The 26,909-nt window shown below is 48.6% G+C and carries 23 protein-coding genes; 20 read left to right on the forward strand and 3 right to left on the reverse strand.

What is annotated here, in order from left to right:
• Nucleotides 1-47: 47 nt before the first annotated feature.
• Nucleotides 48-1,235 carry a cache domain-containing protein gene (locus tag MWG26_RS02025; RefSeq protein ID WP_117440982.1) on the forward strand — a complete coding sequence of 396 codons (1,188 nt, stop codon included), beginning with the start codon at nucleotides 48-50 and terminating at the stop codon, nucleotides 1,233-1,235.
• A gap of 49 nt (nucleotides 1,236-1,284) precedes the next feature.
• On the forward strand, nucleotides 1,285-1,656 hold the full coding sequence (locus MWG26_RS02030) for a TnpV protein (RefSeq protein WP_117440981.1): 372 nt from the start codon (nucleotides 1,285-1,287) through the stop codon (nucleotides 1,654-1,656).
• Nucleotides 1,657-1,705: 49 nt separating this feature from the next.
• Here the strand turns inward: MWG26_RS02030 and MWG26_RS02035 are convergent, their stop codons facing one another.
• Genes MWG26_RS02035 through MWG26_RS02045 form a run of 3 tightly spaced genes read right to left on the reverse strand, consistent with a single transcriptional unit; the run spans nucleotide 1,706 to nucleotide 4,640 of the window.
• Nucleotides 1,706-2,731, reverse strand: a complete 1,026-nt coding sequence (locus MWG26_RS02035; RefSeq protein WP_117440980.1) for a virulence RhuM family protein — start codon at nucleotides 2,729-2,731, stop codon at nucleotides 1,706-1,708.
• 11 nt (nucleotides 2,732-2,742) lie between these two features.
• The gene (locus tag MWG26_RS02040; protein WP_117440979.1) at nucleotides 2,743-3,651 is read right to left on the reverse strand and encodes a recombination protein NinG; all 909 of its coding nucleotides are present in this window, start codon (nucleotides 3,649-3,651) and stop codon (nucleotides 2,743-2,745) included.
• A 56-nt stretch (nucleotides 3,652-3,707) separates the two neighbouring features.
• Nucleotides 3,708-4,640, reverse strand: coding sequence for a sigma-70 family RNA polymerase sigma factor (locus MWG26_RS02045; protein ID WP_117440978.1), 933 nt, complete (start codon nucleotides 4,638-4,640; stop codon nucleotides 3,708-3,710).
• 245 nt (nucleotides 4,641-4,885) lie between these two features.
• On the opposite strand from MWG26_RS02045, the gene MWG26_RS02050 reads away from it, so the two are divergent.
• From MWG26_RS02050 to MWG26_RS02135, 18 genes are all read left to right on the forward strand, one after another.
• The gene (locus MWG26_RS02050) at nucleotides 4,886-5,101 is read left to right on the forward strand and encodes a transposon-encoded TnpW family protein (RefSeq protein ID WP_117440977.1); all 216 of its coding nucleotides are present in this window, start codon (nucleotides 4,886-4,888) and stop codon (nucleotides 5,099-5,101) included.
• A complete protein-coding gene (locus tag MWG26_RS02055) occupies nucleotides 5,092-7,134 on the forward strand; it encodes a recombinase family protein (protein WP_117440976.1) in 2,043 nt (680 codons plus the stop codon). Before MWG26_RS02050 ends, MWG26_RS02055 begins: the two co-directional genes overlap by 10 nt.
• Before the next feature lie 70 nt (nucleotides 7,135-7,204).
• Nucleotides 7,205-7,834 (forward strand): CHC2 zinc finger domain-containing protein, encoded by a 630-nt coding sequence (locus MWG26_RS02060; RefSeq protein ID WP_117440975.1) that lies wholly within the window; start codon nucleotides 7,205-7,207, stop codon nucleotides 7,832-7,834.
• Complete coding sequence (locus tag MWG26_RS02065; RefSeq protein WP_117440974.1) at nucleotides 7,806-9,107, forward strand: DNA primase family protein; 1,302 nt, start codon at nucleotides 7,806-7,808, stop codon at nucleotides 9,105-9,107. The genes MWG26_RS02060 and MWG26_RS02065 overlap by 29 nt, the downstream gene beginning before the upstream one ends.
• A gap of 515 nt (nucleotides 9,108-9,622) precedes the next feature.
• The gene (locus tag MWG26_RS02070; protein ID WP_117440973.1) at nucleotides 9,623-9,838 is read left to right on the forward strand and encodes an LLM class flavin-dependent oxidoreductase; all 216 of its coding nucleotides are present in this window, start codon (nucleotides 9,623-9,625) and stop codon (nucleotides 9,836-9,838) included.
• A gap of 14 nt (nucleotides 9,839-9,852) precedes the next feature.
• On the forward strand, nucleotides 9,853-10,059 hold the full coding sequence (locus MWG26_RS02075; protein WP_117440972.1) for a DUF3847 domain-containing protein: 207 nt from the start codon (nucleotides 9,853-9,855) through the stop codon (nucleotides 10,057-10,059).
• Between the two features lie 351 nt (nucleotides 10,060-10,410).
• Nucleotides 10,411-12,099, forward strand: a complete 1,689-nt coding sequence (gene mobQ, locus MWG26_RS02080; protein ID WP_117440971.1) for a MobQ family relaxase — start codon at nucleotides 10,411-10,413, stop codon at nucleotides 12,097-12,099.
• Between the two features lie 209 nt (nucleotides 12,100-12,308).
• On the forward strand, nucleotides 12,309-12,899 hold the full coding sequence (locus MWG26_RS02085) for an MptD family putative ECF transporter S component (protein ID WP_117440970.1): 591 nt from the start codon (nucleotides 12,309-12,311) through the stop codon (nucleotides 12,897-12,899).
• Nucleotides 12,899-13,612 carry an energy-coupling factor transporter transmembrane component T gene (locus MWG26_RS02090; protein ID WP_117440969.1) on the forward strand — a complete coding sequence of 238 codons (714 nt, stop codon included), beginning with the start codon at nucleotides 12,899-12,901 and terminating at the stop codon, nucleotides 13,610-13,612. Before MWG26_RS02085 ends, MWG26_RS02090 begins: the two co-directional genes overlap by 1 nt.
• Entirely contained in the window at nucleotides 13,609-15,090 is a 1,482-nt protein-coding gene (locus MWG26_RS02095) for an ABC transporter ATP-binding protein (RefSeq protein ID WP_117440968.1), read from the forward strand. The genes MWG26_RS02090 and MWG26_RS02095 overlap by 4 nt, the downstream gene beginning before the upstream one ends.
• A complete protein-coding gene (locus tag MWG26_RS02100; protein WP_117440967.1) occupies nucleotides 15,087-16,895 on the forward strand; it encodes an ABC transporter ATP-binding protein in 1,809 nt (602 codons plus the stop codon). The genes MWG26_RS02095 and MWG26_RS02100 overlap by 4 nt, the downstream gene beginning before the upstream one ends.
• Complete coding sequence (locus tag MWG26_RS02105; RefSeq protein WP_117440966.1) at nucleotides 16,888-18,642, forward strand: ABC transporter ATP-binding protein; 1,755 nt, start codon at nucleotides 16,888-16,890, stop codon at nucleotides 18,640-18,642. Before MWG26_RS02100 ends, MWG26_RS02105 begins: the two co-directional genes overlap by 8 nt.
• A gap of 215 nt (nucleotides 18,643-18,857) precedes the next feature.
• Complete coding sequence (locus MWG26_RS02110) at nucleotides 18,858-19,499, forward strand: sensor histidine kinase (protein ID WP_275891977.1); 642 nt, start codon at nucleotides 18,858-18,860, stop codon at nucleotides 19,497-19,499.
• Nucleotides 19,477-21,105, forward strand: coding sequence for a response regulator transcription factor (locus MWG26_RS02115; protein WP_025654462.1), 1,629 nt, complete (start codon nucleotides 19,477-19,479; stop codon nucleotides 21,103-21,105). Before MWG26_RS02110 ends, MWG26_RS02115 begins: the two co-directional genes overlap by 23 nt.
• A gap of 1,037 nt (nucleotides 21,106-22,142) precedes the next feature.
• Nucleotides 22,143-23,429, forward strand: coding sequence for an ABC transporter substrate-binding protein (locus MWG26_RS02120; RefSeq protein ID WP_025654463.1), 1,287 nt, complete (start codon nucleotides 22,143-22,145; stop codon nucleotides 23,427-23,429).
• The gene (locus MWG26_RS02125; protein WP_049915355.1) at nucleotides 23,426-24,391 is read left to right on the forward strand and encodes a carbohydrate ABC transporter permease; all 966 of its coding nucleotides are present in this window, start codon (nucleotides 23,426-23,428) and stop codon (nucleotides 24,389-24,391) included. The genes MWG26_RS02120 and MWG26_RS02125 overlap by 4 nt, the downstream gene beginning before the upstream one ends.
• 11 nt (nucleotides 24,392-24,402) lie before the next feature.
• Nucleotides 24,403-25,230 carry a carbohydrate ABC transporter permease gene (locus MWG26_RS02130; protein ID WP_025654465.1) on the forward strand — a complete coding sequence of 276 codons (828 nt, stop codon included), beginning with the start codon at nucleotides 24,403-24,405 and terminating at the stop codon, nucleotides 25,228-25,230.
• Between the two features lie 68 nt (nucleotides 25,231-25,298).
• Nucleotides 25,299-26,885 (forward strand): glycoside hydrolase family 43 protein, encoded by a 1,587-nt coding sequence (locus tag MWG26_RS02135; RefSeq protein ID WP_153921279.1) that lies wholly within the window; start codon nucleotides 25,299-25,301, stop codon nucleotides 26,883-26,885.
• Nucleotides 26,886-26,909: the final 24 nt, after the last annotated feature.

Consider the following 26,909-nt stretch of genomic DNA (forward strand, 5'->3'; position numbering starts at 1 on the left):
GGGCAGCCGCATACCTGAATATTCATACACACTCCGGGAGGAATAGAATGCGCAAAAGATTATATAAAAGACTGTTAGATGCTAAATTAGAAACCAAATTATGTGCTGTCTTTCTTGTTATATTTTTGATGTCCATGACTTGTATACTGGTTCTTTCCAGTATTCTGATCCGTGCCGAATCAATCAAAAACAGCAGCCAGAAGACAGAGCAGATTCTAAAAGAGGCAAAGAGGAACCTGGATTATATTATCCTGGATATGGAGAACATGTCCAGATTTATTATCAGTGAATCGACTGCACAGACCATGCTTTTGGAAGGAAAAGGAACTGCGGCCTATGAGGCCAATAGCAATCAAATGCGGGAGATTCTGGCAAACCTGGCGTCATACAAACCGTATATAGAATCCATCGGATTATACAATTTAGACGGAGATGGGATATCCATCGGCTTTGGTCCTGCCCTGACCCGGGATTATCGGATGCTGGAGAATCAGGGATGGCTTCAGGAGGTATTTGAGGCAAAAGGCATGTACTGCTGGGAGTGGGCTAAGTTTGAAGATCTCTCCCTGGAAAAGAATTTCGAACGTTTAATACTGACCAGAGTAGTAAACCGGCAGATGTCACAGAAGCCTGCAGGAATTCTGACGCTTACCCTGAATCAATCCTATCTGGAGAACATGCTGTCGCAGATCTATCTTGGCAATCAGACCGCATTGACTCTGACAACCCCGGATAAGGAGATTATATTCAGCACCGAAGAAGAAAGGACAGGTGTGGTATCGGAAGTATTTGCGCATAAGAACGACAATACATTTATCATTAGAGAGGGGCTTACGGAAAGCCTGCTTCACTATGAAATAGCCGACGATGCAGGATGGATTCTATACAGTAAGACTCCGATGAAAGAAATCAACAGAGATTTCCTGATCAATCTTCAGGTAATTATCTTCGCGGCAGTCCTTACGATTGCGTTGGCTTTTTACTTTTATAAAAGATTCGCAAAAACCATTACAAAACCGATCTCTGATGTTATGCATGCTATGCGCAGGATGGAATGCGCTAATTTTAAAGAGCAGATTCCGGTGGACAGGGAGGATGAAATCGGGACACTGGTGAAATCGTTTAATAGCATGACCAGCCAAGAGTTAATATGTAAAGGGTGGTTTCTCCCACCTAATACATATGACTGCGGCTCATTTGTGGTGAATGGAACAGCAGTTGTAGGAAAGGAGTAGAAAAAGCCTTATAACCGCTGCAAATCAACACAAAAAGGAGCTGATTTTTATGAAATCCCTATTTGAGCAACTGGGCGGCAGTTATCATCAAGAGGGCAATTACCTTATCCCAAACCTTACCCCGCCGGATGAGCCAGAATATCAGATTGGCAAGTATGGGCGTATGCGCCGCAGCTATCTGAAAGAATATCGCCCTGTTCTCTACGCAAACTATCTCACGAGTGAAACGCTGCACCAGCACCTTGCCGAGATCGACCAAGCCTGCAACGAGCGAATGGAAATCATCGTTTCTGCTATGGCGAAGCAAGAGGGTGTGACCGAAGCGTTGAAAGCCGCCGACCAGATGGAATGGGTGCGCCGGATGAACAATATCCTCAGCCGTGCGGAGGAAATTGTTCTGACTGAACTTATTTATGCCTGATAAAATGCCCGTTATTGGCTGCATGGCCGATAACGGGCATTTTTGCGTATTAGTCCTTTTGCTCCGTGCTGGCTACCAGCCGGTCAAAGTCGCTCTGATACAGCCGATCCTGAATGACACGGTACTGCTCAAACTCGCTTTCCGCAAAGGCTTTTGCAATGGCAGCGGTGACCTTTCCCTTATCTCGCAGGATCTCTGCATCGTTGAATTGCAGAAAAGCGTCCAGCTTGGAGGCCCAATCTGCCATGGTCATAGGAATATGCCGTCTGGCCTGCCGGGTAGCATAGTCCAGATACATGGTGACGATTTCGTTCAGCTCCTGCATTTCATCTATGGATAAGTAATTTTTTGCAACGGACACATCTGCCTTGACGATCTTGCCGTCAGGGGCATTCTTCCATGAGGTTAGCCCCATGTGTTCCTTGGTGTGATCGGCTCGTGCCATAATGACCTCTGCCGCTGTGCCGCCATGGACGGCATAGTGCATCTTATTCTGAACTGTGGCAAAGAAATCCTTTGTGGTCTGGCTATCAAGAGAGTAGTCCACAGCGGTGGCGTAAATATCCGTGATTTTCTGGTAAAAGCGCCGTTCGCTGGCCCGAATCTCCTGAATCTCGGAAATCAGGTGATTGAAGTAGTCCTCATCAAAAATTTGTCCGTTGATAAGCCTGCTCTTGTCCAGTACATAACCCTGCTTGGTGAAGGTTTCCAGCACCTTGGTTGCCCACTGGCGGAACTGCGTGGCTCTGCCGGAATTGACCCGATAGCCTACGGCAATGATGACGGACAGAGAGTAGAACTTATAATGATAGGTTTTTCCGTTATCCGCAACTTGTGCAAAATTTGCACAAGTTGCATCTTCGGACAATTCGCCGCTTTCATATACATTTTTCAGGTGCTTTGTCACAACGCTCCGGTCTACATCAAAAAGCTGTGCAATGGCCTTTTGCGTCAGCCAGACATCGTGATCCTGTACCCGCACCTCAATGCCATCCTCATGGGCATCTTTCGTGAACACAAGGAAATCCACTGTGCTGTTGCGGATTTGCAGTTTATCCTTCTTGGCGTCTGCCATGTCGTTTCACCTCAATCTTCTTCGTTGGTTTTCTTCCCCCGGCTCTTATAAACATTATACTGATTCTTGCACCGGGGACTGCAAAATACGGAATTGGAGCGGCTGCTCAGGAACACCTTCTGGCAGTGCTTACACAGCCGCAGGGGCTTCTCCCCATCCACCAGCATGAAGCTGAACATCATCTGGACGCCCAACAGCAGGGAGTGAAAATCCCAATAGATGGTCGGCTTGTCCAGCAGCTCAATATGATAGCTGGGCGCAATGCCGCCGAAAGCGGCCATGCCCTTGCGGTACAGGTTCCGGGTGTCCTCGTCGATCAGGTCATAATCGTTGTAGTACAGAATAGATGTGGTCAGCGTAAAGGCCCAATCCTTGAACTGCTGCGCTACCCAGTCATAGGGTTCAGCATACTCCCGCTGGAAGCTCATGGTTTTCGCCATGGGTTCGTCCGCAAAGGTCATGGTCAGCGCCACCATCGTGCGGTCACCGGACACACTCCAACTGGACTCAACGCCTCGTTTCACCACATCGAGCTGGTCAAAGGGGTAGAACAGCGCCAGATAGTCTTCGGTTTCCATGGATTCCGCCTTGATAAAATGGTTTTTCGGCAGATAGACTGCCTCATAATCCATAAAGGACGGCGTGGTGGGCAGCGCTGTCATCAGGCCCAGCAGGCCGTAATGGGTTACAAACTCTAAGATAGCCTTCTGCACCTCGTCCTCTGGCTGCCGGTTCATCATCAGCATACCCACATTCAGTGCATCCAGCACGATTCCCGGCGCTTCCTTCAAGGGATTATAGATGTCAGGCTTGGCATTCTTCCCCGGCGTGATGTACCGCTTGCCGTCTGCGGCGGTTTTCAGTTCATAGCGGTCATACCGCACCCAATGGGAGCGGGACTGCTCAAAGAGATTCTTCATGGCGCTGTTCCTCTCAACTCGTAATCCAACTATATATTAACTATATTACTATTGTATCAACCGTCCTTGTCATCGTCAAGGGCGGCTTTCTTTTTTCTCGGCTTCGTTTTGTTCTCTCGGTGGATCACGGCATCTTTGCCCATGGTTTGCAGCAGTGCTTCATATTCCTCCACGAACTCGCGCTCTCGCAGGGTAATGCTGTAGTCCTTTTCCAGCTTTTCGCTCAGATGCTCATACATCCGCCTTTGCAGCTTTTTCTGAATGGTCATCCGCAGCTTACGGATGTTCCGGTCGGATTGCCCACGGATGGCAGCAAGCCTTGTGGTGCTGTATTGCTTGACGAACAGGTAGTACAGTACCTCCTTCTGTTCATCGCTGAGGGTGAAGAAGAGTTTGGAGAGAAAACGGTTTGCTGTCAGCTGGTGCAGCTCGTAGGGACAGGAGAAGATGATGTCAAGAAAATTTCCCTGACAAAGCTGGCGAAACCTTGGCAAATTCATCCACATCGGGGCGATCTTCGGATCAGGCACGGCCTGAAACTCCAACGGCACATCCCCGCGCAGGTTTTCATGGTCACGCTCCCGGCGTTCCCGATTTCTGTCCAGCTTGTTCCACTCGTCCACAACACTCAGAAAATCCGATTCCGTCCGGGCTGCTTCCTCCAGCCGCCGCAGAGCCTCTGCGCGAATTTCCCGTTTGAGCCGTTTTTCGCTGGTGGGCGCGGCTTCTTCCTCCTCGTCCTCCAGCTCGGCGGCATAGTCTCTGGGATGCTCGTCCTGCTCCAGCTCGCTTTCCAGCTCCAGCGTGCGTTCCTCCGCCAGCGCTTCTTCCAGGCGCTCATTCTCCGGCGCACCGTCAGAAGCGTCTGCCCAATCGGCAAAGCCATCCTCGGCCAAATCAAGGGCTTTATCTTCGCACAGTTCCTCAGATTCTTCTTCCTCATCGGAAAAATCATCGTCAAGCAGCAGATCATCCTCCCATAAATCCACGACGGCTTCACCTCCCGAAAAATGTTTTTCTTTTTCTCAAAAAACAGTTCCGATTTACACCCCGTTTTTCTCCTATTAGTGAAAGGGTAACCCAAGAACAAGTTACTTAGGTTACTTTTTCGAAATACTGCGGACAGAGAGGAGAAATGAGTATGGAAAACCCGTGCAAAGACACAGTTGGCTTACAGCCAACGGAACCAGACTTATTATACCAAAAACCAACAAATCACGCAAGGAGGAAGCCTATGGAGCAAACGCAACAGGAACAGTTCATTATCCGGCGCATCGGCGGCACCACCTATAAGGTAAGGGTCGCATTCAGCGAGACAGCAGCGGAGACCATGGAGGAAAAGATTCTGCGGATGATCCGCAATGAAGGGGTTACAAATGACGGTACTTGTGGTATAATGGAGGTGCCACAAATGAGCCGTCAGTCTGAAAGGAGCGCCGAATGCGCATGAAACAGACTGAGGAAAAGATCACCGCTCTCTATGAGCGGCTAAGCCGTGACGATGACAATGCCGGTGATAGCAACTCCATCGTGAATCAGAAAAAATACCTCGAAAGCTATGCCCAGCAGAGAGGCTACACCAACTGCCGTCACTATACCGATGATGGCTGGAGCGGTGGTAATTTTGACCGTCCCGCATGGAAACGGCTGGTGGCGGACATCGAGGCCGGAAAGGTGGCTCATGTGATTGTCAAGGACATGAGCCGGGCGGGTCGTGATTATCTGCAAACCGGCTTTTACACGGAGGTATTCTTCCGGCAGCATGGCGTACACTTTGTTGCCATTGCCAACGGCGTGGACAGTGATGACCAGAACAGCAACGAATTTGCGCCCTTCCTCAACATCATGAATGAGTGGTACCTGCGCGACCTGAGCCGCAAGCAGAAAACCGCCATTCGTGTCAAGGGGGAATCCGGCAAGCCCACCACCAACTGTGCCATCTATGGCTATAAGAAAGATCCTGAGAACAAATACCACTGGCTGATCGACGAGGAAGCGGCTGCCGTGGTGCGGCGTATCTTCCAGCTGACCATTGAGGGCAAAGGCCCTTACGATATTGCCCGCATCCTGTTTGATGACAAGATCGACACGCCTGCGGTCTACTTCGGCAAGCAGAACAAGGGCATCTGGAAAAGCAAGGAGGAGTTCCCCAACCCCTATAACTGGAGCGGCTACATCGTCGGGCAGATTTTGTCCAAGCCAGAGTATATGGGGCATACGGTGAATTTCCGTTCCCACAAGCAGTCCTACAAGGATAAGAATGCGGTGATGAATCCACCGGAGGAATGGCTGATCTTCGAGAACACCCACGAAGCCATCGTGGATGCAGAAACATGGGAGCTGGCGCAGAAGTTGCGGAAAACACCACGGCGGCATGACACGCTGGGCGAGGCCAATCCCCTGACGGGGCTTGTGTTCTGTGCTGACTGCGGAGCCAAGATGATGAACCACCGCTCAAGAGGCGGCACGGAGAATAATCCGTATCCGTCGGATTTTTACGATTGTTCCACCTATACGCTGGCACATCAAAAACGCACCCACGCTTGCAGCGGACACTATATCCGCAGCAAGGTGCTGCGGGAGCTGATTCTGGAAACCATCCGGGCGGCCAGCACCTTTGCCATCTCTGACCGAGACGCTTTTCTGGAGAAGGTGCGCTCCGCCTCCCAGCTGCGGCAGGCAGAAGCGGCCAAGGAAACCAAGCGGAGGCTGAACAAGGAGAAAAAGCGGATTTCTGAGCTGGACACCATCATCAAGAGGCTCTATGAATCCTTTGCTGTCGGGCGCATTACCGGAGAACGCTTTGACAGTCTGCTGGCGGAATATGAGGCGGAGCAGAAAGCGCTGACAGTATCCGTCTCTGAAATGGAAATGCAGATGTCCGCCTTTGCGGAGGACACCGACCGAGCCAAGCAGTTTCTGGAGCTGGCAAAGAAGTACACGGACTTCTCCGAGCTGACCACGCCCATGATCAACGAGTTCGTGGAGAAAATCATCGTCCACGCCCCGGAAAAAATTGACGGCGACCGGGTCCAGGAAGTGGAGATCCATCTGCGGTTCATTGGGCGGTTTGAGCTGCCTGTCACGGAGCTGACCGAAGAAGAAATCAAGCGGCAGGAGCAGCTCAAACGGCACCGCATCAAGAGCCGGGAGCGGTATCAGAAAATCAAGGCCGGTGAACACGCTGTCGGACAGTCCTTCACGCTGACTTGCAAGTGCTGCGGACAGGAATTTGCATCCAAGCGGACGAACACCCTGTTCTGCGGCCCCAACTGCCGGGCAAAATTCTACCGGCAGGAGGCGGCGGAGAGCCGCAGCCGGGAATGCACCTGTGAGAACTGCGGCAAGGTGTTTACCACAACAAGGTCAGATGTGAAATATTGCGGTGATGATTGTCGCTATCAGGCACAGATCAAGAGGCAGGGTGCACGAAAGAAAGCCTTGCGAGAAGCTAAGAACGAGGAAGAAACGAAATCAGCATAAGATAAGACGCAAACGGCGGCCTGTCCATTGAGGGGCAAGCCGCCGTTTTTTGCGCAGAAATGGAGGAACAATGAATCTTTTTGAAATTGTCAAATATGGCGTAAGCTGCCGGGAGGCGGCGGAGTGGTACGGCATGGAGGTCAACCATTACGGCATGGCCCTCTGCCCGTTTCACAACGACCGACACCCCAGCCTGTATGTGGCAGACGACCACTATTATTGCTTTGCCTGTGGAGAACACGGCGATGTGATCGATTTTGTAAGCAAGCTGTTCCGGCTCTCGCTGTATGATGCAGCGCAGAAGCTGGCAGCAGATTTTCACCTTACCCCGGACAAGCCGCCCAGCGCAGCGGCGCTCCACGCAAAGCGTGTCCAAACAGAAGCACAGCAGCTCAGAGAAAACGAGCGGCTGTGCTTTTCTGTTTTGTCCGATTACGCCCGTGTGCTGCGGGACTGGAAGGTAAGCTGTGCGCCGCAATCTTCGGCGGAAGCGCCGAATGAACGATTTGTAGAAGCCTGCCACAAGCTGGACGAGGCGGAGTATTACTTGGAGATTCTCACTTCCGGCGATTCCCACGAACGTACCGAGGTAATTCAGCAGCAGATGGCAGACAGCAAGCTGGACAGGCTGCGGCAGCGCTTAGAGAAAATTCATAAGGAGGAAACCGAAGATGGATATGACACCGCAGGCGTGGCCTGAGTGGTACGACGGCAGGCACATCAATGAGGTGCTGTTCTGCCAGCAATTCTTGGATAAACACCCCATGAAATGTGTGCGTGGGCGGCTGTTCACCGTGGACGGGCTGATTGAGGATGAGGGGCAGATTGGCAATCTCATTCTGGAGGAAATCTCCGGCGTGCTGACCGCTAATCTCTCCAAGACGGTTGCAAACTTACTTGCCAGTATCAAGCTGCAAGCCTATTCGCCGCCGCTGCCCATTGAAGCCGACCGCATCCATGTTGCCAACGGGACGTATTTTATGGACGGCAGCTTCAGTGCCGACAAAAGCTACTGCAACAATCGTCTGACCACTTCCTATAATCCCAACGCACCTGCGCCAACACGCTGGCTGCAATTTCTATCCGAGCTACTGCAAGAAGATGATATTCCCACCTTGCAGGAATTTCTTGGCTACTGCCTGCTGCCGACTACCAAGGGGCAGAAAATGCTCATGCTCATCGGCAGGGGCGGCGAGGGCAAGAGCCGCATCGGACTGGTCATGCGCTCGCTGCTGGGCGACAGCATGAATACCACCAGCATCCAGAAGGTGGAGAGCAACCGGTTCAGCCGTGCGGACTTGGAAAACAAGCTCCTGATGGTAGATGACGATATGGATATGAGCGCTCTGCCCAAGACCAACTATATCAAGTCCATCATAACCTCCGAGTGCAAGATGGATATGGAGCGCAAGGGCGTCCAGAGCTACCAGAGCCAGCTCTATGTCCGCTTTCTCTGCTTCGGCAACGGTGCGCTGACCGCCCTGCACGACAAGTCTGACGGCTTCTTTCGCCGCCAGATCGTGCTGACCACCAAAGACCGGCCCGCAGGCAGAGCGGACGATCCGTTTTTGGTGGAGAAGCTGCTGCGGGAAAAGGAAGGCATCTTCCGTTGGTGTCTGGAGGGGCTGCACCGGCTGATCGGGAACAACTATCAGTTCAGCATTTCGGGCAAGGCCAGAGAAAATATGGAGACGGTCAAGCGCAGCAGCAACAATGTGATTGAGTTCCTGCAATCCGAGGGCTACATCCGCTTCAAAGCCGACAGTGAGGCCAGCTCCAAGGCGCTGTATGAGGCGTATCAGCGCTGGTGCGAGGACAATGCGCAGAAGCCCATGTCTGCTAATCGGCTCAGCTCGGAGCTTGCGCAGAATGAGCGGCTTTACAACGTAGAGAGCACCAACAATGTCCACGTCGGCGGCAAGCGGGTGCGTGGCTTTATGGGTATTGAGGTGGTCAACCCGCTGCCGTATTAAAAGCGGAGCACGGACTTCAAAACTGCCGTACACGCCGTACACTCTGTACGGCTATTTTCAACTTCATCCGCAAAATACGGTTTTGCTTGTGCGTTTGGTGAAGCATTTCACGGCATGGTGAAAAATTGTCCGCTGAATCGGCGGCCGGTACGCAAAACCGGCGTACAGCAATGTACAGAAGTCGTTTTAGCCGTACCGAGCCGTACACGGGCAGCTCAATTTTTCAGCCCTGAAATCAATCCTTGTGAAATTCATGAAAATTTTCACTGTAAGCCGAATGCACTGCACCATCAGGTGATTTACCGAAGCGTGAATCCGCTGCTCCGGACTGCGGCATATCCTGCCGTTCTGTATGTTCTCATGCCGAACGATGAAGCCGATAGGGTGCTGCTACGAACAGGGCATCACGGGCAGAAATCTGAGCGGATTTGCAGCACAGCGGATTTTTCACCGACAAGCACACTGGCATCACCGATACGAAAACCGATTATACGAAATTATGGAGGTAAAACCAAATGAAATCCAATCTGAGAAATGAAATCAAGTCGTACATCGTCCGTCAGGGCATGACCATGCAGGAGGTGGTCGATCTGCTGCATGACGAGCACGGCTGGTCTGACAGCGTATCCAACCTGTCCAACAAGCTCCAGCGGGAATTCCTGCGCTATGTTGAAGCCGTTCAGCTTGCCGATGCGCTGGGCTATGAGATCGTCTGGCAGAAACGAAGATAAGGGGGATTTTTCACATGACGGATACGGAAAAGAAGCTATTGCAGGCGCAGCACCGATTGGAGGAAGCACAGGCGCGGGATCGGGTCAAGGAACGAAAGATGCGAACGCGCAGGCTCATTCAGGAGGGTGCGATTCTGGAAAAGGTGCTGCCGGAGGTTCAAGCTATTGAGCTGTCTGAGCTGGAGGGGTATCTTTCACGAAGGCTGGGAAAACAAATCTAAATTTCAGATAGGAGGTCTCCGGGAAACCGGGGGCCTCCTCTTTTTTCTCCCGTAAGGGCGCACTTACTCACCACCCTAAAGGGCAGTGGTATTTCCTGCGGAAATCGTGCGCTCTGCGAGGCGGATGCGGCTGCTGCGGGCAGCCTCCAGACAATGCCACAGCGCCTGCGAGTGCTGCTGTCATCGTCTGCGCAGGTCTCAGTTGTTTCCGTTTTGGAAACAGCTTGCGACCTGCCCGCACAAACCTGCCACTGGCAGCTTTATTTGCGGCTATGACCCGAAGCTCGACTTCGGGTCATTTTCTCTTTTGCGAAAGAGAAACAGAAAAAGAAAGAACGAGGTGAACAAGAGATGGCGATTTATCATCTGGAAGCGAAGGTGGTCAGCCGGGGCGCAGGTCGCTCTGCCGTGGCCGCTTCTGCTTATCTGAGCTGCTCCCGCCTGTATAACGATTACGACGGGATACAGCATGACTACACAAAAAAGCAAGGGCTTGTCTGGCACCAGATATTTTTGCCGGAATATGCCCTGCAGGAATGGCAGAACCGGGAAAAGCTCTGGAACGCCGTGGAAGAAGTCGAGACAGCCAAGGACAGCAGGCTTGCCCGTGAGTTTGTCGTTGCCCTGCCCATCGAGCTGAACCGTGAGCAGCAGATCGAACTGCTGCAAGCGTTTATTCAGGAGCAATTTGTGTCCGATGGAATGTGCGCCGACGCTGCCATCCACGACACCGACGGTCACAATCCCCACGCTCACATTCTCCTGACGGTGCGCCCGCTGGATGAGCAGGGCAAGTGGCAGTACAAAACCGAGAAGGAATACCTATGCATGAGAAACGGCGAAGAACAGGGCTTTACCGCTACCGAGTTCCGGACGGCGCAGAACGAAGGCTGGGAGAAGCAATATCCCTACAAGATCGGCAAAAAGAAGGTGTACATGACACCATCTGCTGCCGAGGCGCAGGGGCTTGTCCGTGCAGATAAGCACCCCAAAAGCACCCGCTATGGCAGGCAGAATCCTATCTCCGAACGCTGGAACAGCGAAGAACAGCTTGTTGTATGGCGGGCGGCATGGGCGGATGTAACCAACCGCCAGTTGGAGATGTACGGACACGACGAGCGTATCGACCACCGCAGCAACGCCGCACGGGGTCTGGATGAGCAGCCCACCATCCATGAGGGTGTGACGGCACGGGCACTGGAGCGGAAAGGGATCATCGCTGACCGCTGCGAGATTAACCGGCAGATCAAGGCGGACAATGCCCTGCTGCGGGAGCTGAAAGCTGCCGTCAAAAAGCTGGGGCAGGCGGTGAAGAATACCCTCCCGGCCATTGCCGAGGCCATGGAGAATCTGCGTAAAAATCTGCTGCTGTTCTGCTATCAGCTGGGGTATCTCCGCAAGGGCAAGGAACGCCTAAACACTTCGCTAAATACGCTGCGCCCTGCCCTCACACAGTACAATCAGCTGGCAAAGGATATTCGGGATAAGGCGAAAGAGCGCCGCAGCCTGCTTTCCGAGAAAAAGGCTCTTTCCGCTGTCCATGTATTCCGACACCGGGAACTGGCGGCAAAGATTGCGGCACTGACAGAGGATTTGGAGGAACTGCGTTCGGAAAAGAATCTGCTTCTGGCGTCGCTGGCATATACCGAGGACGATGTCGCCGATAAATTTCCCAAAGACATTGCTACCATGAAGCAGAGCCTGAAACGGCTGGAAGAACAGGGACAGAAATATTCCACCGAGCTGGACGCTGCCCTGAATGAGTATGCCGGGCTTCGGGAGCAGGCCCAGGGCTTCAACCCGGTGCAGTTGTATGAAACAAGGCAGGCCATCCGCCCCGGCAAGGAGCAGGAAGCGGAGAACCGAGCACAGCAGGTTTACGGCGAGAAGTACAACCTGCTGCTGATGTTTGACAGCAAAAAAGCGGTGTCCCGGATGCTGGACGAAGATGCTGAACGGCAGAATGTGCGGAGACTGGTACGGCTGGCGCATAAGGAGCAGCAGACTTTTCAAAAGGAAAAAAGTGCGCAGGAACGGTAACACACTGTTCCCGTTTTTGAAGATATTGCAAGTTGAATTAGCAAAATGGGGTTGACTTGAGAGAAAAATGGGGGTATAATTTTCTTGTTTTAGATATAGCTATAGGTTAGATATATCTAACCATGTGTCGTGTTGATTTATGCGACATTTTATTTACTGCGGCGGTTAGCGATTGCTAACTGTTGTGAAGAGAATCTAGGAGGAAAGATATGAGTACCAAAACCAACAAGCTGAAAACCAAAGACCTGATCGTTGCTGGAGCCTTCGCCGCCCTTTATGTGGTGGTACTGTTTGCGGTGGTGACTGTTATGGGGTTTGTCCCCATCCTTTATCTCATCGCTCCGTTTGTAAACTCGGTCATTTTAGGGTGCATTTACATGATGTATGTTATGAAAGTACCAAAAACCGGAGCAATTCTGATTCTTTCGGTGGCTGTAGGACTTCTCACTTCCACTGGCGGTGTGTGGGTATCTCTGATTTGGTGCCTCGCTCTTGGAATTGTAGCAGAGTTGATTGCCCGCGCAGGAAATCATAAGTCCAAGAAATCCTACATACTCAGCTATGTTGTTTTTGCCTGCTCCAGCATGTCTCCTTTCTGGATGCTGGCTTACGCCAAACCGGCTTTTCTTCAGTCCTGCGAAGCTTATTATGGGGCCGACTATGCCGCAACGCTGGATAAGTTCACCCCGAGCTGGATTATTCTGGTTCTGATTGGAATCGCCATGTTGGGCGGTCTGATTGGTGGACTGATTGGTTCCAAGCTTTTGAAAAAACATTTCCAAAAGGCGGGTGTGGTTTAATGCAGCTGATTGAAGCTGCCCAGCAGCCCATCCTTCGAATCGACGCCCGCACAAAATTTGCGCTGCTCTTCGGGGTGGGAATATCATCATTGATGTTCCCACCCCTGTGGCTGGAGGCAACCACTTTTGTTCTGATGGCGTTGCTTTTGACACTAAATAGGCGAATAAAAACCTCCGCAAAATTTACTGCTGCATTCCTCATTATGCTTCTGTTGGACTGGACACTGTCGTTAAAAGTCAGCGGCGGCTTTGCAGCACTGTTTTTTTCTCTTGTAAGACTGGGAAGACTTATGCTCCCGATTTTTATGGCAGGAATACTGCTGATGAAAACTACTTCTGTAAGCGAGTTTATGCTTTCTTTTGAGCGGATGCATCTGCCAAATAAACTGATCATACCCTTGTCAGTTATGTTCCGCTTCATCCCGACGATTTCCGAGGAGTGGCACAGTATCCGGGACGCCATGCGTTTTCGGGGGATTGGCATTTCTGTGCGTTCTGTGCTGACAAAGCCAATGATGACGCTGGAATATACGATGGTGCCGCTGCTGATGTCAACCGCTACGATTTCTGACGAGCTGGCGGCGGCTTCCCTCTCCCGTGGACTGGACGCTGATACCAAACGTACCTGCATTGAGGATATAAGGCTGCGGACGCAGGATTTCCTGTTGATCCTGTTTTCCTTTGTAATTGCTGCAACGGGAGGGATGGTATGATTGAATTAAAGCAAGTTACCTTCCAATATGATAATGCCCCCGAAAACGCACACAGCATCCGAAATATCAATTTAACTATACAAAACGGAGAGTGCGTTGTCCTTTGCGGACGAAGCGGCTGCGGAAAAACAACGATCACCCGATTGATTAACGGTCTCATTCCACATTACTACGAAGGAGTTTTGTCGGGTTACGTTTCCGTTGATGGAGCAGAAATCAAAAAACAGAAGCTTTCTAAAATTTCACAGCATGTTGGTTCGGTATTTCAAAATCCCCGCAGCCAGTTCTTTAATGTGGATACAACATCGGAGCTGGCGTTCGGATGTGAAAATCAGGGACTACCCAAGGAAGATGTGCTGGAACGAATCGCGGATGCGGCGAACCATTTTTGCTTGAACGGTTTGCTGAACCGGAGTATTTTTGAGCTTTCCGGCGGTGAGAAACAACGGATTGCATGCGCCAGCGTTTATGCGGTTCATCCGGATATTTTTGTTTTGGATGAGCCGTCTTCCAACTTGGACCCCGCTTCCATTCAGCAACTGAAAGATGTTTTGCTGAAGCTGAAAGCGGAAGGAAAAACACTGGTGATTTCCGAACACCGTCTGTATTACCTTCTGGATATTGCCGACCGCTTTATCTGGCTCGATCAGGGCGAAGTTCGCTCCGTATATACCAGAGAAGAGATTCTTGCATTCAGCCCGGCACAGATTTCGGCCATGGGACTGCGGGCGCTGGACTTGAAGCAGGTGGAAAGTGAAGCAGTGCATTTGAAACATCCTGAGCATGAATTTACGTTTCAAAAGCTGGAGTGTAAAGTATCCGGTCACAGCGTGCTGCATATCAAATCCCTACAAATCCCTGCTGGAGAGATTGTTGCGGTGATCGGTCACAACGGGGCTGGAAAATCAACGTTTGCCGGGTGCCTTTGCGGAATCCGGAAACATACTGGCAAGGTTTTTTATGACAGAACAGAACGAAACGCCAAAAAGCGCCTGAAAGAAAGCTATATGGTCATGCAGGATGTAAACCACCAGCTGTTTACGGAGAGTGTGCGGGATGAAGTGACTCTGAATATTCCGGAGGAACAATCGGAACAGGCAGAAAACATCCTGAAACAGATGGGGATTGCCGAACTTGCGGAATGCCATCCTCTGGCACTGTCCGGAGGGCAGAAACAGCGGGTTGCCATTGCAAGTGCACTGTGTGCGGGAAAGAAAATCCTGATCTACGATGAACCTACCAGCGGGCTGGATTATGAAAGTATGCGCTGCGCATGTACTTTAATCCGGGATACTTCCCGGCAGGCGGAGTTATCTCTTGTGATTACCCATGATCTGGAATTTATCATGGCCTGCTGTACCTGTGTACTGCATATTGACCATGGAACAGTCAAAGCATTTTATCCCCTTGACAGCAGAGGAAAAGCAAGAGTAAAAAAAGAATTTCTATTACAGGAAGAAAGTGAGGAGGAATTATGAGCAAGCAGAAGCCCAAAACGGGGATGGGAAGGATGATGCAGCTGGCAATGACAAAAAAGCCTTTGGTGATTGCCTCTGTCATCCTGTCCTCACTGGCGGCGGTGGCCAGCTTTATCCCTTATATTGCAATTTATTTTATTATCCGGCAGATTTTAGCCGTATATCCGAACCTGAGCGCATTGGGACAGACCAGCCTGTTTTCCTATGGCTGGATGGCACTGGGCGGCGTTGCGGCGAATATTCTTCTGTATTTTGTAGCCCTTATGTGTTCCCATCTGGCGGCTTTCGGCACGCTATATGAGTTAAAGGTGAATTTCCTTTCCCATTTGGCAAAGGTGCCTCTTGGATTTCATGTGATGATCGGAAGCGGTAAACTGCGGAAAATTACGGATGAGAACATTGAAAATGTCGAGAAATTTATTGCGCATCAGCTTCCGGATATTGTAGCCGCATTTGTTTCTCCTGTTGTGATGGCTGTGATTCTGTTGAGTGTGGACTGGCGGCTCGGCCTGGCCTCAATTGTTGGAGTAATTATTGCTTTTATCATTCAGAGTATCGCCTACGGCCGGGAAGGCGCCAGAAAAATGATGGATGAGTACCAGCACTCGTTGGAAAACATGAACAACGCCGCAGTAGAGTACATCCGTGGAATTTCAGTCGTCAAAGCATTCAAGCAGACTGTTTATTCCTTTCACCGGCTGCACGAGACCATCAAAGAATATACTTCTGTGGTCATTCCATATACGCTGAGCTGGGAAAACATGATGTCCGCTTTTATGACGATTATCAACCATATTTATCTTCTCCTTTTACCGGTAGGGATTTTGATCGGCATGAATACCGGGGATTTTAAGGATTTTGCTTCACGCTTTATTTTTTATCTGGTATTCGTACCGTCCATTGCGGGCATTCTTTCCAAAATCATGTATGTCAACTCCGATGCCATGCGGATTGCCAACGGTGTAGAGGCAATGGATCAGATTCTGGCTGAGCCGGAACTGAAACAGCCGCCGGTTCCTAAAACAACGGATCGCTATGATGTCAAGTTTGAAAATGTGTCATTCTCCTATGAGAAAGACAAAGAAAAACAGGCGATTTCCAATGTGAGCTTCCATGCACGGCAGGGCGAAGTAACAGCGATTGTAGGACCTTCCGGCGGCGGAAAAAGTACGATTGCCCATCTCATTCCACGATTCTTCGATGTGGATCAGGGTACTGTTTCCATTGGCTCGGTGGATATCCGGCAGATGGAAAGCCGATATCTGATGGAACAGGTCAGCTTCGTATTTCAGGATGTCTATCTGTTCAAACAGAGTATCCGTGATAATATCAGGCTTGGGAACCAGAATGCCAGCGATGAACAGATCCAGGCGGCCGCGAAAGCCGCCCAATGCCACGACTTTATCATGGCGCTGCCAAATGGCTATGATACGGTCATCGGAGAACAGGGTATCCATTTAAGCGGCGGCGAGCAGCAGCGGATTGCTATCGCCCGTGCCATTGTAAAGGATGCCCCTGTGATAGTGCTGGACGAGGCAACCGCCTTTGCCGATCCTGAAAATGAGCATTTGATTCAAAAGGCGTTTGAAAAATTGATGCAGGGGAAAACGGTAATCATCATCGCACACCGCCTTTCCACAGTTCGTAACGCCGATCATATCATTGTGATGGATAACGGGCGTGTAGCGGAAGAAGGAAGCCATGACGCCCTCCTGCAAAAAGGCGGACGGTACGCATCTATGTGGAAAACCTACAATGAAACAGCCAGTTGGACAATGGAAAAGGAGGTGCCGGTCAATGGGTAAGAAAAAATCAACCGTTCAGGATGCGCTGATGCTGACAGACAAAGGCTATCGGGACTTAAAAAAAGCGATTGCCGCCTGCACGCTGACAAATTTCTCCATGTTTATTCCAGCTATGGTGATGCTTCAGGTCGTCATGGAACTTCTAAAACCGTTTACCGGCGGGAGCATCTCATGGACAAATATGTGGATTTATTTCGGACTCGGCATCATCGGCGCAGTAATCGTATTTCTCTGCAACAAAAACGACTATAAAAAGACCTATGTAGCCTCTTACATGGAAAGCGAAAATACAAGGATTGCTTTGGCAGAACACATCCGCAAACTGCCTATGAGCGTGTTTAATTCCAAAAACCTTTCGGAGCTTACGACAAATCTCATGGGCGATGTAGCCACTTCCGAACATGTACTGAGTCATGTGTATCCGCAGATTATCTCCAATGTGATCACGATTACGGTTGTCTGCAGTATGTTTGCCTTCTATGACTGGCGTATGGCACTCGCTATTTTTATTTCCGTGCCGGTTGCTTTTCTCATTATTTTTGCGAGCAGACGGATTCAGGAGCGGCTTGGAAAAAAGCATGCGCAGGCAAAACTGGAAGCTTCCGAACAGGTTCAGGAATACATTGAGGGAATCAAGGTGGTGAAAGCCTGCAATCTGGACAGTCAGCAGTTTCAGGCTCTGGAAAAAGCGCTGCGCACCATGAAAAACCTTGCAATTAAATTTGAATTTGGTTCGGGGGTTTTTGTGACAGGCGCGCAGATGCTCGTGCAATCCGGCATCGGGCTTACCGTGTTTGCAGGAACTTCTCTGCTCCTGAACGGCAAAATTGAGCTTGTCCCAATGCTGCTTTGCCTGCTGATCGTCACCCGAATTTACGGGCCGATTATTACAGAACTGACTCTGCTGCCGGAGCTATTCTATCATCAGATTGCCATCCGCAGAATGAGAACCCTGATGAATATTCAGCCGATGGAAGGCGATACTGAAAAACCAGTAAAGGAATATGATATCGAACTGAAAAATATCAGCTTCCGCTATAATCCGCAGGGCGAGGAAACCATAAAAAATGTGAATGTTACGATTCCAGCAGGCGCAATCACGGCTCTGGTTGGCCCCAGCGGAAGCGGCAAGAGCACGCTTTCCCGTCTGATTGCACGCTTTTGGGATGTCAATAAAGGACAGGTGGAAATCGGCGGCATTGACGTGAAAGAGCTTGATCCGGAACACTTGATGGAATACATGTCCTTTGTATTTCAGGATGTGGTACTTTTCAACGACACTGTCTACAATAACATTAAAATAGGAAATATGAACGCAACCGAAGAACAGGTGCTTGCGGCGGCAAAGGCTGCGCGCTGTGATGAGTTTATTGACAAAATGCCGGATGGTTATCAGACTGTTCTGGGAGAAAACGGAAGTACCCTTTCCGGCGGTGAACGGCAGCGCCTGTCCATTGCAAGAGCTTTACTAAAGGACGCTCCGATCGTACTTTTGGATGAAGCAACAGCCAGCCTTGATCCGGAAAGTGAATCCTGTATTCAGCAGGCGATCGGCCGCTTAATACAGGGGAAAACCGTTCTTGTTATTGCACACAGACTCCGTACCATTGCAAAGGCCGACAAAATCATCGTGCTGGACGATGGCAAAGTCATAGAGCAAGGAACACACAGTGAACTGATGGAGCAAAATGGGCTTTACAAAAGGCTGTATACCATTCAGCAGGAAAGCCTTGGCTGGAGCGTATAAATGTTTGCTATTATGTAAGCCGCCGATATTTTAATATTGAGTAACCTGCAAGCCGACTGCAATAATACAGTCGGCTTGCTTGGCGTTTCGCAGAATCATTAGCAAATTTATTTGTCTTTACAATATGGGTAAAATGCCCTTGACAAATCTCGTCTCAGATTAACATACTGGTAAATGAGGTCTATAAAGAGAAGCTTCATTCCAAACAGGCAGAACTGGAAAGCCTGCAGGCCCAGATAAACCCCCATTTTCTATACAACACTCTGGAATGTATCAACTGGAAAGCTCTTGCCCATGGGGAAAAAGAAATCAGCGAGATGATTCTCGCGCTATCCGAAATGTTCCGTTTTAATCTAAGCGGGAAAACAAAAGAAACGTCCCTGTCGGAAGAAATCCAGAATATAAGAAATTATCTGCTCCTCCAGAAAAAAAGGTTTCAGGATAAACTGGACTTTTTTATTGATATTCCGGATGAACTCTTGGAGACACGTGTTTTAAAATTTACACTGCAGCCGCTTGTAGAAAACAGCATCCATCACGGAGTCGGTAATATCGAAGGCAATGGTAGGGTCTATATTATAGGCGAGGATTACGATGAGGAAGTCCGGCTCTATGTCATAGATAATGGAAATGGCATCGACGAAGAACTGATAAAGAGAATTCTAAATGGGGAGGAGCGTGGTTCTCAGACAAGAGGGCACGGAAAAGGTGTCTTTAATGTAAACGAGCGGATAAAGCTGCATTTTGGGGAAGAGTACGGCCTTACTTATGAGAATATAAAAACAGGCGGGACGAGAGTTACGGTTCGTATACCAAAGAAAGGAGAGGGATGTAATGCTGAGCGTATTGATCGTTGATGATGAGCCAGCCGCTATAGATGCGATGGTTCAGACTGTCAAATGGGAAGAAATAAACTTATCGGTCTGTGCCCGGGCCTATAATGGGAAGGAAGGACTGGAAAAATTCAGAGAACTGCATCCGGATATTGTACTCACAGACGTCAAAATGCCGCTGATGGACGGAATCGAAATGTCCAGGCAGATAAAGGCAGAAAGTCCGGACACTATGATTATCCTTGTCAGCGGATATAACGAATTCGAATATGTACAAAGTGCATTGCAGTTCGGAGCAATTGAATATCTGCTGAAGCCTACAGATCCGGACAAGCTGCATCAGGTATTGTGCAAAGCTGCTGGTCATATTTCGCGAAAAAAAATGTGGGAACAGGAATATGAAAGAATGCAGAGGCTGGCTGAAGAGATGAAGCCGGTTGGCAGAAACCAGTTTTTTAACGACCTCATTACCTATAGAATGAAAGAGGAAGAGATATGGGAGCGGGTCGAATATTATGAACTCCATTTAGAAAGAAAGCCCTATTATCTGGTAAAATTCCTGGCTGACAGGCTGGAAGCAGCAGACGGAGAGTACGGGAATCTGGAGATTATCAGGCAGTATCAGCATTTCATGATTCTGGATCAGTTTCAGACAATAGGAAAAATCGAAGTTTTCCTGAATCATGGTATCTGGTATGCCATCCTGCAGGATGTCGATGATGTGGAGGTCTTGGAAAACACATCCCAGCAACTGTCCGCAGAGTATGCAGAGAATATGGGCGCCGTTTTGCACATAGCGCTGAGTGCGCAGCATCATTTGCTGGAAGATGCGGGGCAGGCAAAAGAGGAATGCGAGGTGGCAGCCCAATATCTCCTGGCCAATACCGGGGAGACCTTCGCATTATACGATGGAATTGCTGCAATACCCATTAAGCATTCCCAGATTGAGTACCGGTCATTGGAAAATCTATATCTGAAGCTCCATCTGATGCTGGAAGAAGAAGTGATAACCGCACTGGAAGATATGTTTCGGGAGTTAGAGCGCAGAAATGCCGTCTACGCGTTGTATCAGAGTATATGTATCCAGGTACTGCTGGAACTTTACAGTATGGCATCCCAATTTCATAAATGTGAGTTAGAAAAAAAGATTCTGCAGAGGCTGGCGGAAATAAACCAGAGCGATTCATGCAGCCTTTTGTGTGAAAAAATGAAAAACATCATCGCCCAGGCACTGGCAGAGTTTAAAACAGAAAGTGATAAAAGCAGCAGCCGGGCTGTAAAAGATGCAATAGAATACGTAGAGGAGCACCTCGGAGAAAAGATATCTCTACAAGAGGTCGCCGACTATGTTAATTTGAGTAAGAATTATTTTTGTAATCTCTTTAAAAAAGAGAAAAAGGAAACCTTTGTGAACTACCTTACCAGAATGAGGATGAACAAGGCAAAATATTATTTGAAGAACTCGGATTTCAAAGTGTTTGAGATCGCAGAGCTGGTGGGGTATGAAGATTATATCTACTTTGCTCAGATGTTTAAAAAGGCCGTGGGGATATCGGCGGGGGAATATAGGGCGGTGTATCGGGATTTAGCGACGAGCTTTAGCCTCGGCGCGGATGGGGGCGCTCCATAAAGGGATAGCCGAAAACCTCCCGGAGAACATCCATGTCCTTTCAAAAACGCGGCCGCGGACCTAAGAAATTCTAGGCGGGAAACAGCCCTGAAAATGGAGCACCACTGACACATCACGAGAAATCCGATGATTTCTCGCGCTGGGTCAGCTGATTTTTGGATTCGGAATCTAAAAATCTCTCCATTTTCAGGGCTGTTTCCCACCAAGAATTTCTTAGGTCCGCTTTGAGCGTTTTTGAAAGGACATGGATGTTCTCCGGGAGGCTTTCAGCTATCCCTTCATGGAGCTGGCGCATCCAACCGGCAGGAAAAAGCTCGTTTCTAAGGAGAGGCCTCAAGCGGGGGCAGCGTATGGCATTGAATTGGTGGGACTTTTATGTCCCCAGTAGGTGTACATAAGCAATGGGATACGGTTCCAGTATCAAAATAATTCAACACATCTTGAAGATGAAAAGATACGCATAGCCAATCCACATCCGCTGCCTTGGTTCTGGATCCCACCCGGTAGGCAAAGACTCGTTCCTAAGGTGGAGCCCGAGACGGGGGAGGCGGATGGAATTGGCTATGCGTATCATGCATCTTGATTAAATGGATTTTAAGGCTTTTATGTATGGGAGCTTTGGGACTGTTTTTGAAGAAATCTATTTATTTAGTAACGATTATCGTGTGTAACTCCATATGTTTTTTTTATTAATGAACCATACAATTTTTTAAATCCAGTATATTTACGGGTAACAAGGCGATCTAACACTTACACCTATATAAACGAATCACCAATTCTGTTCCATCCGTTGCTACCGTACGAGGGCCCCTCCGGGGAATGAGCTCTTAACTACCGTTTGGATGCAACAGCGAATGACGAGGTGAGTCCGTCATCCGTCAACGAGTCTAAAGCTCGTTAACTAACTCCCGATTTAACAAGACATTATAAATAGTAAGAAAACTAATATTACCTTAATATTCATAATTTTACTATGAATATAAGAATGATAAGATGTACATAGTTCGTAACAACAAACAATAAATGGAGGGAAAGCTATGAAAAAGAAAATGATCAGTGCTGTATTAGCTCTTGTAATGCTCGGCTCACTGACGGCCTGCGGCAGCACAGGCAAGGAGGAAGATGCAGCAACGGATGGTGCAAAGGCAGACGAGCCGGTCAAGTTAAAAATCCTGACGGAGTTTGATCCGCAGACTCTCGGAGAGGAATATCTGGCTACTTTTGATGAGGTGGCGGATGAACTGGGATATGAGATCGATGTAGAACGGGTAGACACTGAGACTTATAAAACGAAAATCCGCGTTGCACTTCAGGGAAATGAACTTCCGGATGTCTTTTTTACATGGGGGGATTCTTATACACAGCCATTCCTGGATGCAGACGCGCTTTATCCGATTGATGATGCGCTGCAGGAATTTGATGCGAAGCTTTATCCGACCTATGCAGTACCTTATGAAGATGGGCATATGTATACAGTTCCTCACCAGGCCAATGGTACTTACATGACGTTTTATAATAAAAAGGTTTTTGAAAAGCTGGGCATGGATGTGCCAACTAACTGGGATGAGCTTTTAGCAGTTGTGGATAAATGTAATGAGCAGGGGATCTATGCCCTGGGGCTTGGTAATAAAGACCGCTGGGAGGGAGACCTGTTCTACAATGAAATGGTGCTCAGGGAAGATACGGACGCCTATAACAGGGCCATGGACGGCGACGGTGCATTTACGGATGAAGCATTCAAAAATGCAGCCGAAAAAGTAGAAACTCTGGTTCAAAAGGGTGCATTTCAGAAGGGGTATATGCAGGCTACGACTTCAGAGGTCATTGAGATGTTCAGGGCAGATCAGATTGCTATGTATCCGGTTGGTTCCTGGATGCTTTCCACTATGATCGCGGGTGATTTGGCCGAGAAAACGGGATATATGATGTTTCCGGCAACGGGGGCGGCGGAAGAAGTTGAGACCGCTACGACCTGTATGTCAGGCAATCTGCCTCAGGGGCTGGTAGCTTCGGCAAGCAGCCAGTTTCCGGAGGAAGCAGCCAGGTTTATTGTACGGTATGGACAGAAAATAAATGACATCAATGTGAAAAAAGGCAATATTGGATTTATGGAAACGGATGTAAAGCCGGAAGGCGAAGTCCATGAAATTCTGAAGCAGTATGAAGAGGATTTCAAAAACTATAAAATCATGCAGACCTGGTGGTTCAGCCTGGTAGATGCGAAGATTGGTGAACCTATGCGTGACCTGTCACACCAACAGTTCGCGGGGCAGATTGAAGTTGATGATTTTCTGAAAGAATTAAATACGATCATGAAACAATGACAATAGGAATACCGGCAGGCAGACAGCTGTGCAGCCTGCCGGATTTTCATGACAGAGACAGGAAGGGCGGTTTTACCATGCAGAAAATGCTGTCAAACAAAAAATATATTATTCTTTTCGTATTGCCCGGGCTGGTGATCTATCTGGCAATGTTTATATTTCCTATTATTTATACCGCGGGTTTGAGCTTTACAGACTGGGAGGGAATCGGCGCAAAAGAATTTGTAGGGCTTGAAAATTATATAAAGCTTATAAGCTCCGATTCTGTGTTCCATACAGGAGTCAAAAATACGCTGGTTATCCTGGTGGTAGCCGTCATAGGGCAGCTCTTGCCGGCCATGCTGTTTGCAGTGCTGCTCTGGAAATTTACAAAGGGAACACGGTTTTTCAGGAATGCCTACTTTATTCCTGTGATTCTCTCAACCGCAGCAATTTCTCTCTTATGGCAGAAAATTTACGATCCCAATTATGGAGTACTTAATGATATCCTGACGCGCCTTGGGATGTCCGGATTGTGCAGAGGGTGGCTTACGGAGGAGAAGACGGCATTGATCGCTGTAATCATCCCGATTATATGGCAGTACATAGGATATCATCTGATCATTATCTATGCAGGGCTGAAGGGAATCCCCGAACAGTATGAGGAAGCTGCAAAGATAGACGGCGCAAGTGGGTTCAAAGCTTTTTTCTATGTGACACTGCCCTTGCTGAGAGATATTATTAAAATTTGTGTCGTTCTGGCTACTGTGGGCGGATTAAAGATATTTGACAATATCTATATCATGACAGGAGGAGGACCTTATAACCTTACGACAACCATTGCGATACAAATGTACAAAGAATCCTTTCTGAAGATGCAGTTTGGATATGGCAGTGCCATAGCGGTTCTGTTGTCGGTCATCTGCATTGCCGCATTTCTGATCATCAATAAAGTGATGACGAAAGAAGCAGTGGAATATTAGGGAGGAAGATTATGAAGAAAAAGACTTGTAAAATATTAGCGTATGCGGCTATGCTGCTCTTTGCACTGATCCAGATTTTCCCGTTTTTATGGCTGGTTAACTTTTCACTGAAAGGAACTGCCCAGATATTTACGGAAAGTTCCCTATCACTGCCAAACCCGGTCATATGGAACAATTATCAGGAGGCCTGGTTTAAAGGAAATGTAGCAAAATACTTTATGAACAGTGTTCTCGTATCAGCAGTCAGTGTGGGAGGAATTCTGCTGATTGCAGGCATGATGGCATATGCAATAACCAGGCTTACGTGGAAATGGAAAAAAGGGACTTTTAACCTGCTGATGCTGGGTATGATGATCCCTATCCACGCAACGCTGATCCCGCTGTTTATTGTGTTAAAGAAGATGCATTTACTGAGTACACATATGGGGATTATCCTGCCATATATTGCGACGGGACTGCCCCTTGCGGTATTTATCTATTCTAATTTTATCAGAAGCATCCCATTTGAGATGGAGTCTGCAGCGGCAATTGACGGATGCTCTGTTACTAAAATGTATTTTAAGATTATTCTGCCGATTCTGAAACCCGCTACAGCCACAATAGCGATATTCTCATTTATGAGCATATGGAATGAATTTATCATGGCATCTACTTTCTTGCAGAATCAAAGCCTTAATACACTTCCTGTCGGCCTTATGGCATTTAAGGGCCAGTATCTGACTGACTGGGGGCCATTGGGAGCAGCTATAGTCATTGCAAGCATTCCGATTCTTTTGTTCTATTTTATATTCAGCGAACAGGTTGAGAAAAGCTTTGCGGCTGGTGCAGCTTTGAAGTAAACATTTTCGTAACTGTTCATAGTTCTGAACAGTTACACATTTTCAAAATAAATGAAGAGGTGAAAGTTATGAAAAATCCAATTATCCGCGGATTTCATCCGGATCCGTCCATCATAAGGGTAAAGGAAGACTACTATATTGCAACTTCGACTTTTGAATGGTTTCCGGGAGTGTGCCTGTATCATTCCAGGGATCTGGAACATTGGGAACAGCTGCCGTCGCCGCTGAACAGGGCAGCCCAGCTGGAGATGAAAGGCAATAAGAGTTCTGCCGGAGTCTATGCGCCCTGCCTGTCCTATGACAATGGAATATACTACCTGGTATACACAGATACTAAAAATCATTCAGGGCTGTTCTGGGACTGTCATAATTATCTGGTTACGGCACAAGATCCGGCGGGAGAATGGTCAGATCCGGTAGAGCTGAACTCATCGGGATTCGACCCATCGCTGTTCCACGACAAAGATGGCCGGAAGTGGCTGGTGAACATGACATTTGACTATAGAAAAGGGGATATTCAGAAAAATTATCCGCTGTGGTCGGGTATTATGCTGCAGGAATACGATCCGGTAAGCAGGAAGCTGGTCGGGAAGTCTGAAATTATATTCAATGGTACGGAGATCGGGACAGTAGAGGGGCCGCATCTGTATTACAGGGATGGCTTTTACTATCTGCTGTGTGCGGAAGGCGGTACGTTTGAGGGGCATGCAGTGACAATGGCCCGTTCCCAAAATATATGGGGCCCCTATGAGACGAATCCTGAGAACCCTATTTTATCCTCAAGAAATGACTGTACACTAAAATTGCAGCGTGCGGGCCATGCAGATATTGTAGAAGCCCACAATGGAAAATGGTATATGGTATATTTATGCAGCCGGCCGCTGCCGTCCAGAGGCGGAAGTATCATGGGGCGTGAAACTGCGATACAGGAGGTCCGATGGAATCAGGCAGGATGGCTTGAGACTGTAAACGGTACAGGGACACCCGATGAAAACTTTGAGAGTGGTTTTGAAGTAGCGGCCTACGAGCGGTTAGAGTTCTGGGACTTTAATACAAAAGAACTGCCGATCGGATTTCAGACTCTGCGTATTCCCATGAAAGAGTATATTAGGCTGGATGAACGGCCGGGGTATCTGCGTTTATACGGAAGAGAAGCATTAAGCTCGGACCATACAAATGTAATGGCTGCCAGGCGTCAGGAAGAGTTCTGCTTTACGGCTGAAACAAAAATGGAGTTTAAGCCGCTGAATTATTTCCAAATGGCCGGGATCACCTATTTCTATGATACAATCAATCATTTTTATCTGTACATATCTGCAGATGATGAAGGAAAACGGGTAATCAATCTTTATCATAATGATATGGGTAACTATCATTTCCCAATGGGAAGAGAAGGAATTCCGATATCGGATGAGGGCGCTGTCTGGCTCAAAATGGATGTACATTATGATAGAATTTCCTTTTTCTGGTCATTGGATGGAGAGAAGTATATACAGTCTGCCAGAAGCCTCTACTGTGGTGACATGACCGATGAGGCTTATCGCAGGATATCTCAGGAGCGGTTTACTGGAAGCTTCGCGGGAATAGCCTGTCAGAATTTATTTGGGGGGGACTGCTATGCAGACTTTGATTGGTTTCAGATGAAGTATAGTTAAAATGCTAGTTCTCTGTTCTGGAAA

Source organism: Faecalicatena contorta (assembly GCF_022835095.1).
Classification (GTDB): Bacteria; Bacillota; Clostridia; order Lachnospirales; family Lachnospiraceae; genus Faecalicatena; species Faecalicatena contorta.

Excerpts from the sequence above, each read along its gene's own strand:
- MWG26_RS02100 (WP_117440967.1), top strand. The coding sequence starts at position 15,087 with ATGAGCAAGCAGAAGCCCAAAACGGGGATGGGAAGGATGATGCAGCTG.
- MWG26_RS02115 (WP_025654462.1), top strand. The coding sequence starts at position 19,477 with ATGCTGAGCGTATTGATCGTTGATGATGAGCCAGCCGCTATAGATGCG.
- MWG26_RS02085 (WP_117440970.1), top strand. The coding sequence starts at position 12,309 with ATGAGTACCAAAACCAACAAGCTGAAAACCAAAGACCTGATCGTTGCT.
- MWG26_RS02030 (WP_117440981.1), top strand. The coding sequence starts at position 1,285 with ATGAAATCCCTATTTGAGCAACTGGGCGGCAGTTATCATCAAGAGGGC.
- MWG26_RS02120 (WP_025654463.1), top strand. The coding sequence starts at position 22,143 with ATGAAAAAGAAAATGATCAGTGCTGTATTAGCTCTTGTAATGCTCGGC.
- MWG26_RS02090 (WP_117440969.1), top strand. The coding sequence starts at position 12,899 with ATGCAGCTGATTGAAGCTGCCCAGCAGCCCATCCTTCGAATCGACGCC.
- MWG26_RS02060 (WP_117440975.1), top strand. The coding sequence starts at position 7,205 with ATGAATCTTTTTGAAATTGTCAAATATGGCGTAAGCTGCCGGGAGGCG.
- MWG26_RS02125 (WP_049915355.1), top strand. The coding sequence starts at position 23,426 with ATGACAATAGGAATACCGGCAGGCAGACAGCTGTGCAGCCTGCCGGAT.
- MWG26_RS02065 (WP_117440974.1), top strand. The coding sequence starts at position 7,806 with ATGGATATGACACCGCAGGCGTGGCCTGAGTGGTACGACGGCAGGCAC.
- MWG26_RS02050 (WP_117440977.1), top strand. The coding sequence starts at position 4,886 with ATGGAGCAAACGCAACAGGAACAGTTCATTATCCGGCGCATCGGCGGC.
- MWG26_RS02130 (WP_025654465.1), top strand. The coding sequence starts at position 24,403 with ATGAAGAAAAAGACTTGTAAAATATTAGCGTATGCGGCTATGCTGCTC.
- MWG26_RS02105 (WP_117440966.1), top strand. The coding sequence starts at position 16,888 with ATGGGTAAGAAAAAATCAACCGTTCAGGATGCGCTGATGCTGACAGAC.
- MWG26_RS02070 (WP_117440973.1), top strand. The coding sequence starts at position 9,623 with ATGAAATCCAATCTGAGAAATGAAATCAAGTCGTACATCGTCCGTCAG.
- MWG26_RS02040 (WP_117440979.1), bottom strand. The coding sequence starts at position 3,651 with ATGAAGAATCTCTTTGAGCAGTCCCGCTCCCATTGGGTGCGGTATGAC.
- MWG26_RS02025 (WP_117440982.1), top strand. The coding sequence starts at position 48 with ATGCGCAAAAGATTATATAAAAGACTGTTAGATGCTAAATTAGAAACC.
- mobQ (WP_117440971.1), top strand. The coding sequence starts at position 10,411 with ATGGCGATTTATCATCTGGAAGCGAAGGTGGTCAGCCGGGGCGCAGGT.
- MWG26_RS02095 (WP_117440968.1), top strand. The coding sequence starts at position 13,609 with ATGATTGAATTAAAGCAAGTTACCTTCCAATATGATAATGCCCCCGAA.
- MWG26_RS02075 (WP_117440972.1), top strand. The coding sequence starts at position 9,853 with ATGACGGATACGGAAAAGAAGCTATTGCAGGCGCAGCACCGATTGGAG.
- MWG26_RS02055 (WP_117440976.1), top strand. The coding sequence starts at position 5,092 with ATGCGCATGAAACAGACTGAGGAAAAGATCACCGCTCTCTATGAGCGG.
- MWG26_RS02035 (WP_117440980.1), bottom strand. The coding sequence starts at position 2,731 with ATGGCAGACGCCAAGAAGGATAAACTGCAAATCCGCAACAGCACAGTG.
- MWG26_RS02135 (WP_153921279.1), top strand. The coding sequence starts at position 25,299 with ATGAAAAATCCAATTATCCGCGGATTTCATCCGGATCCGTCCATCATA.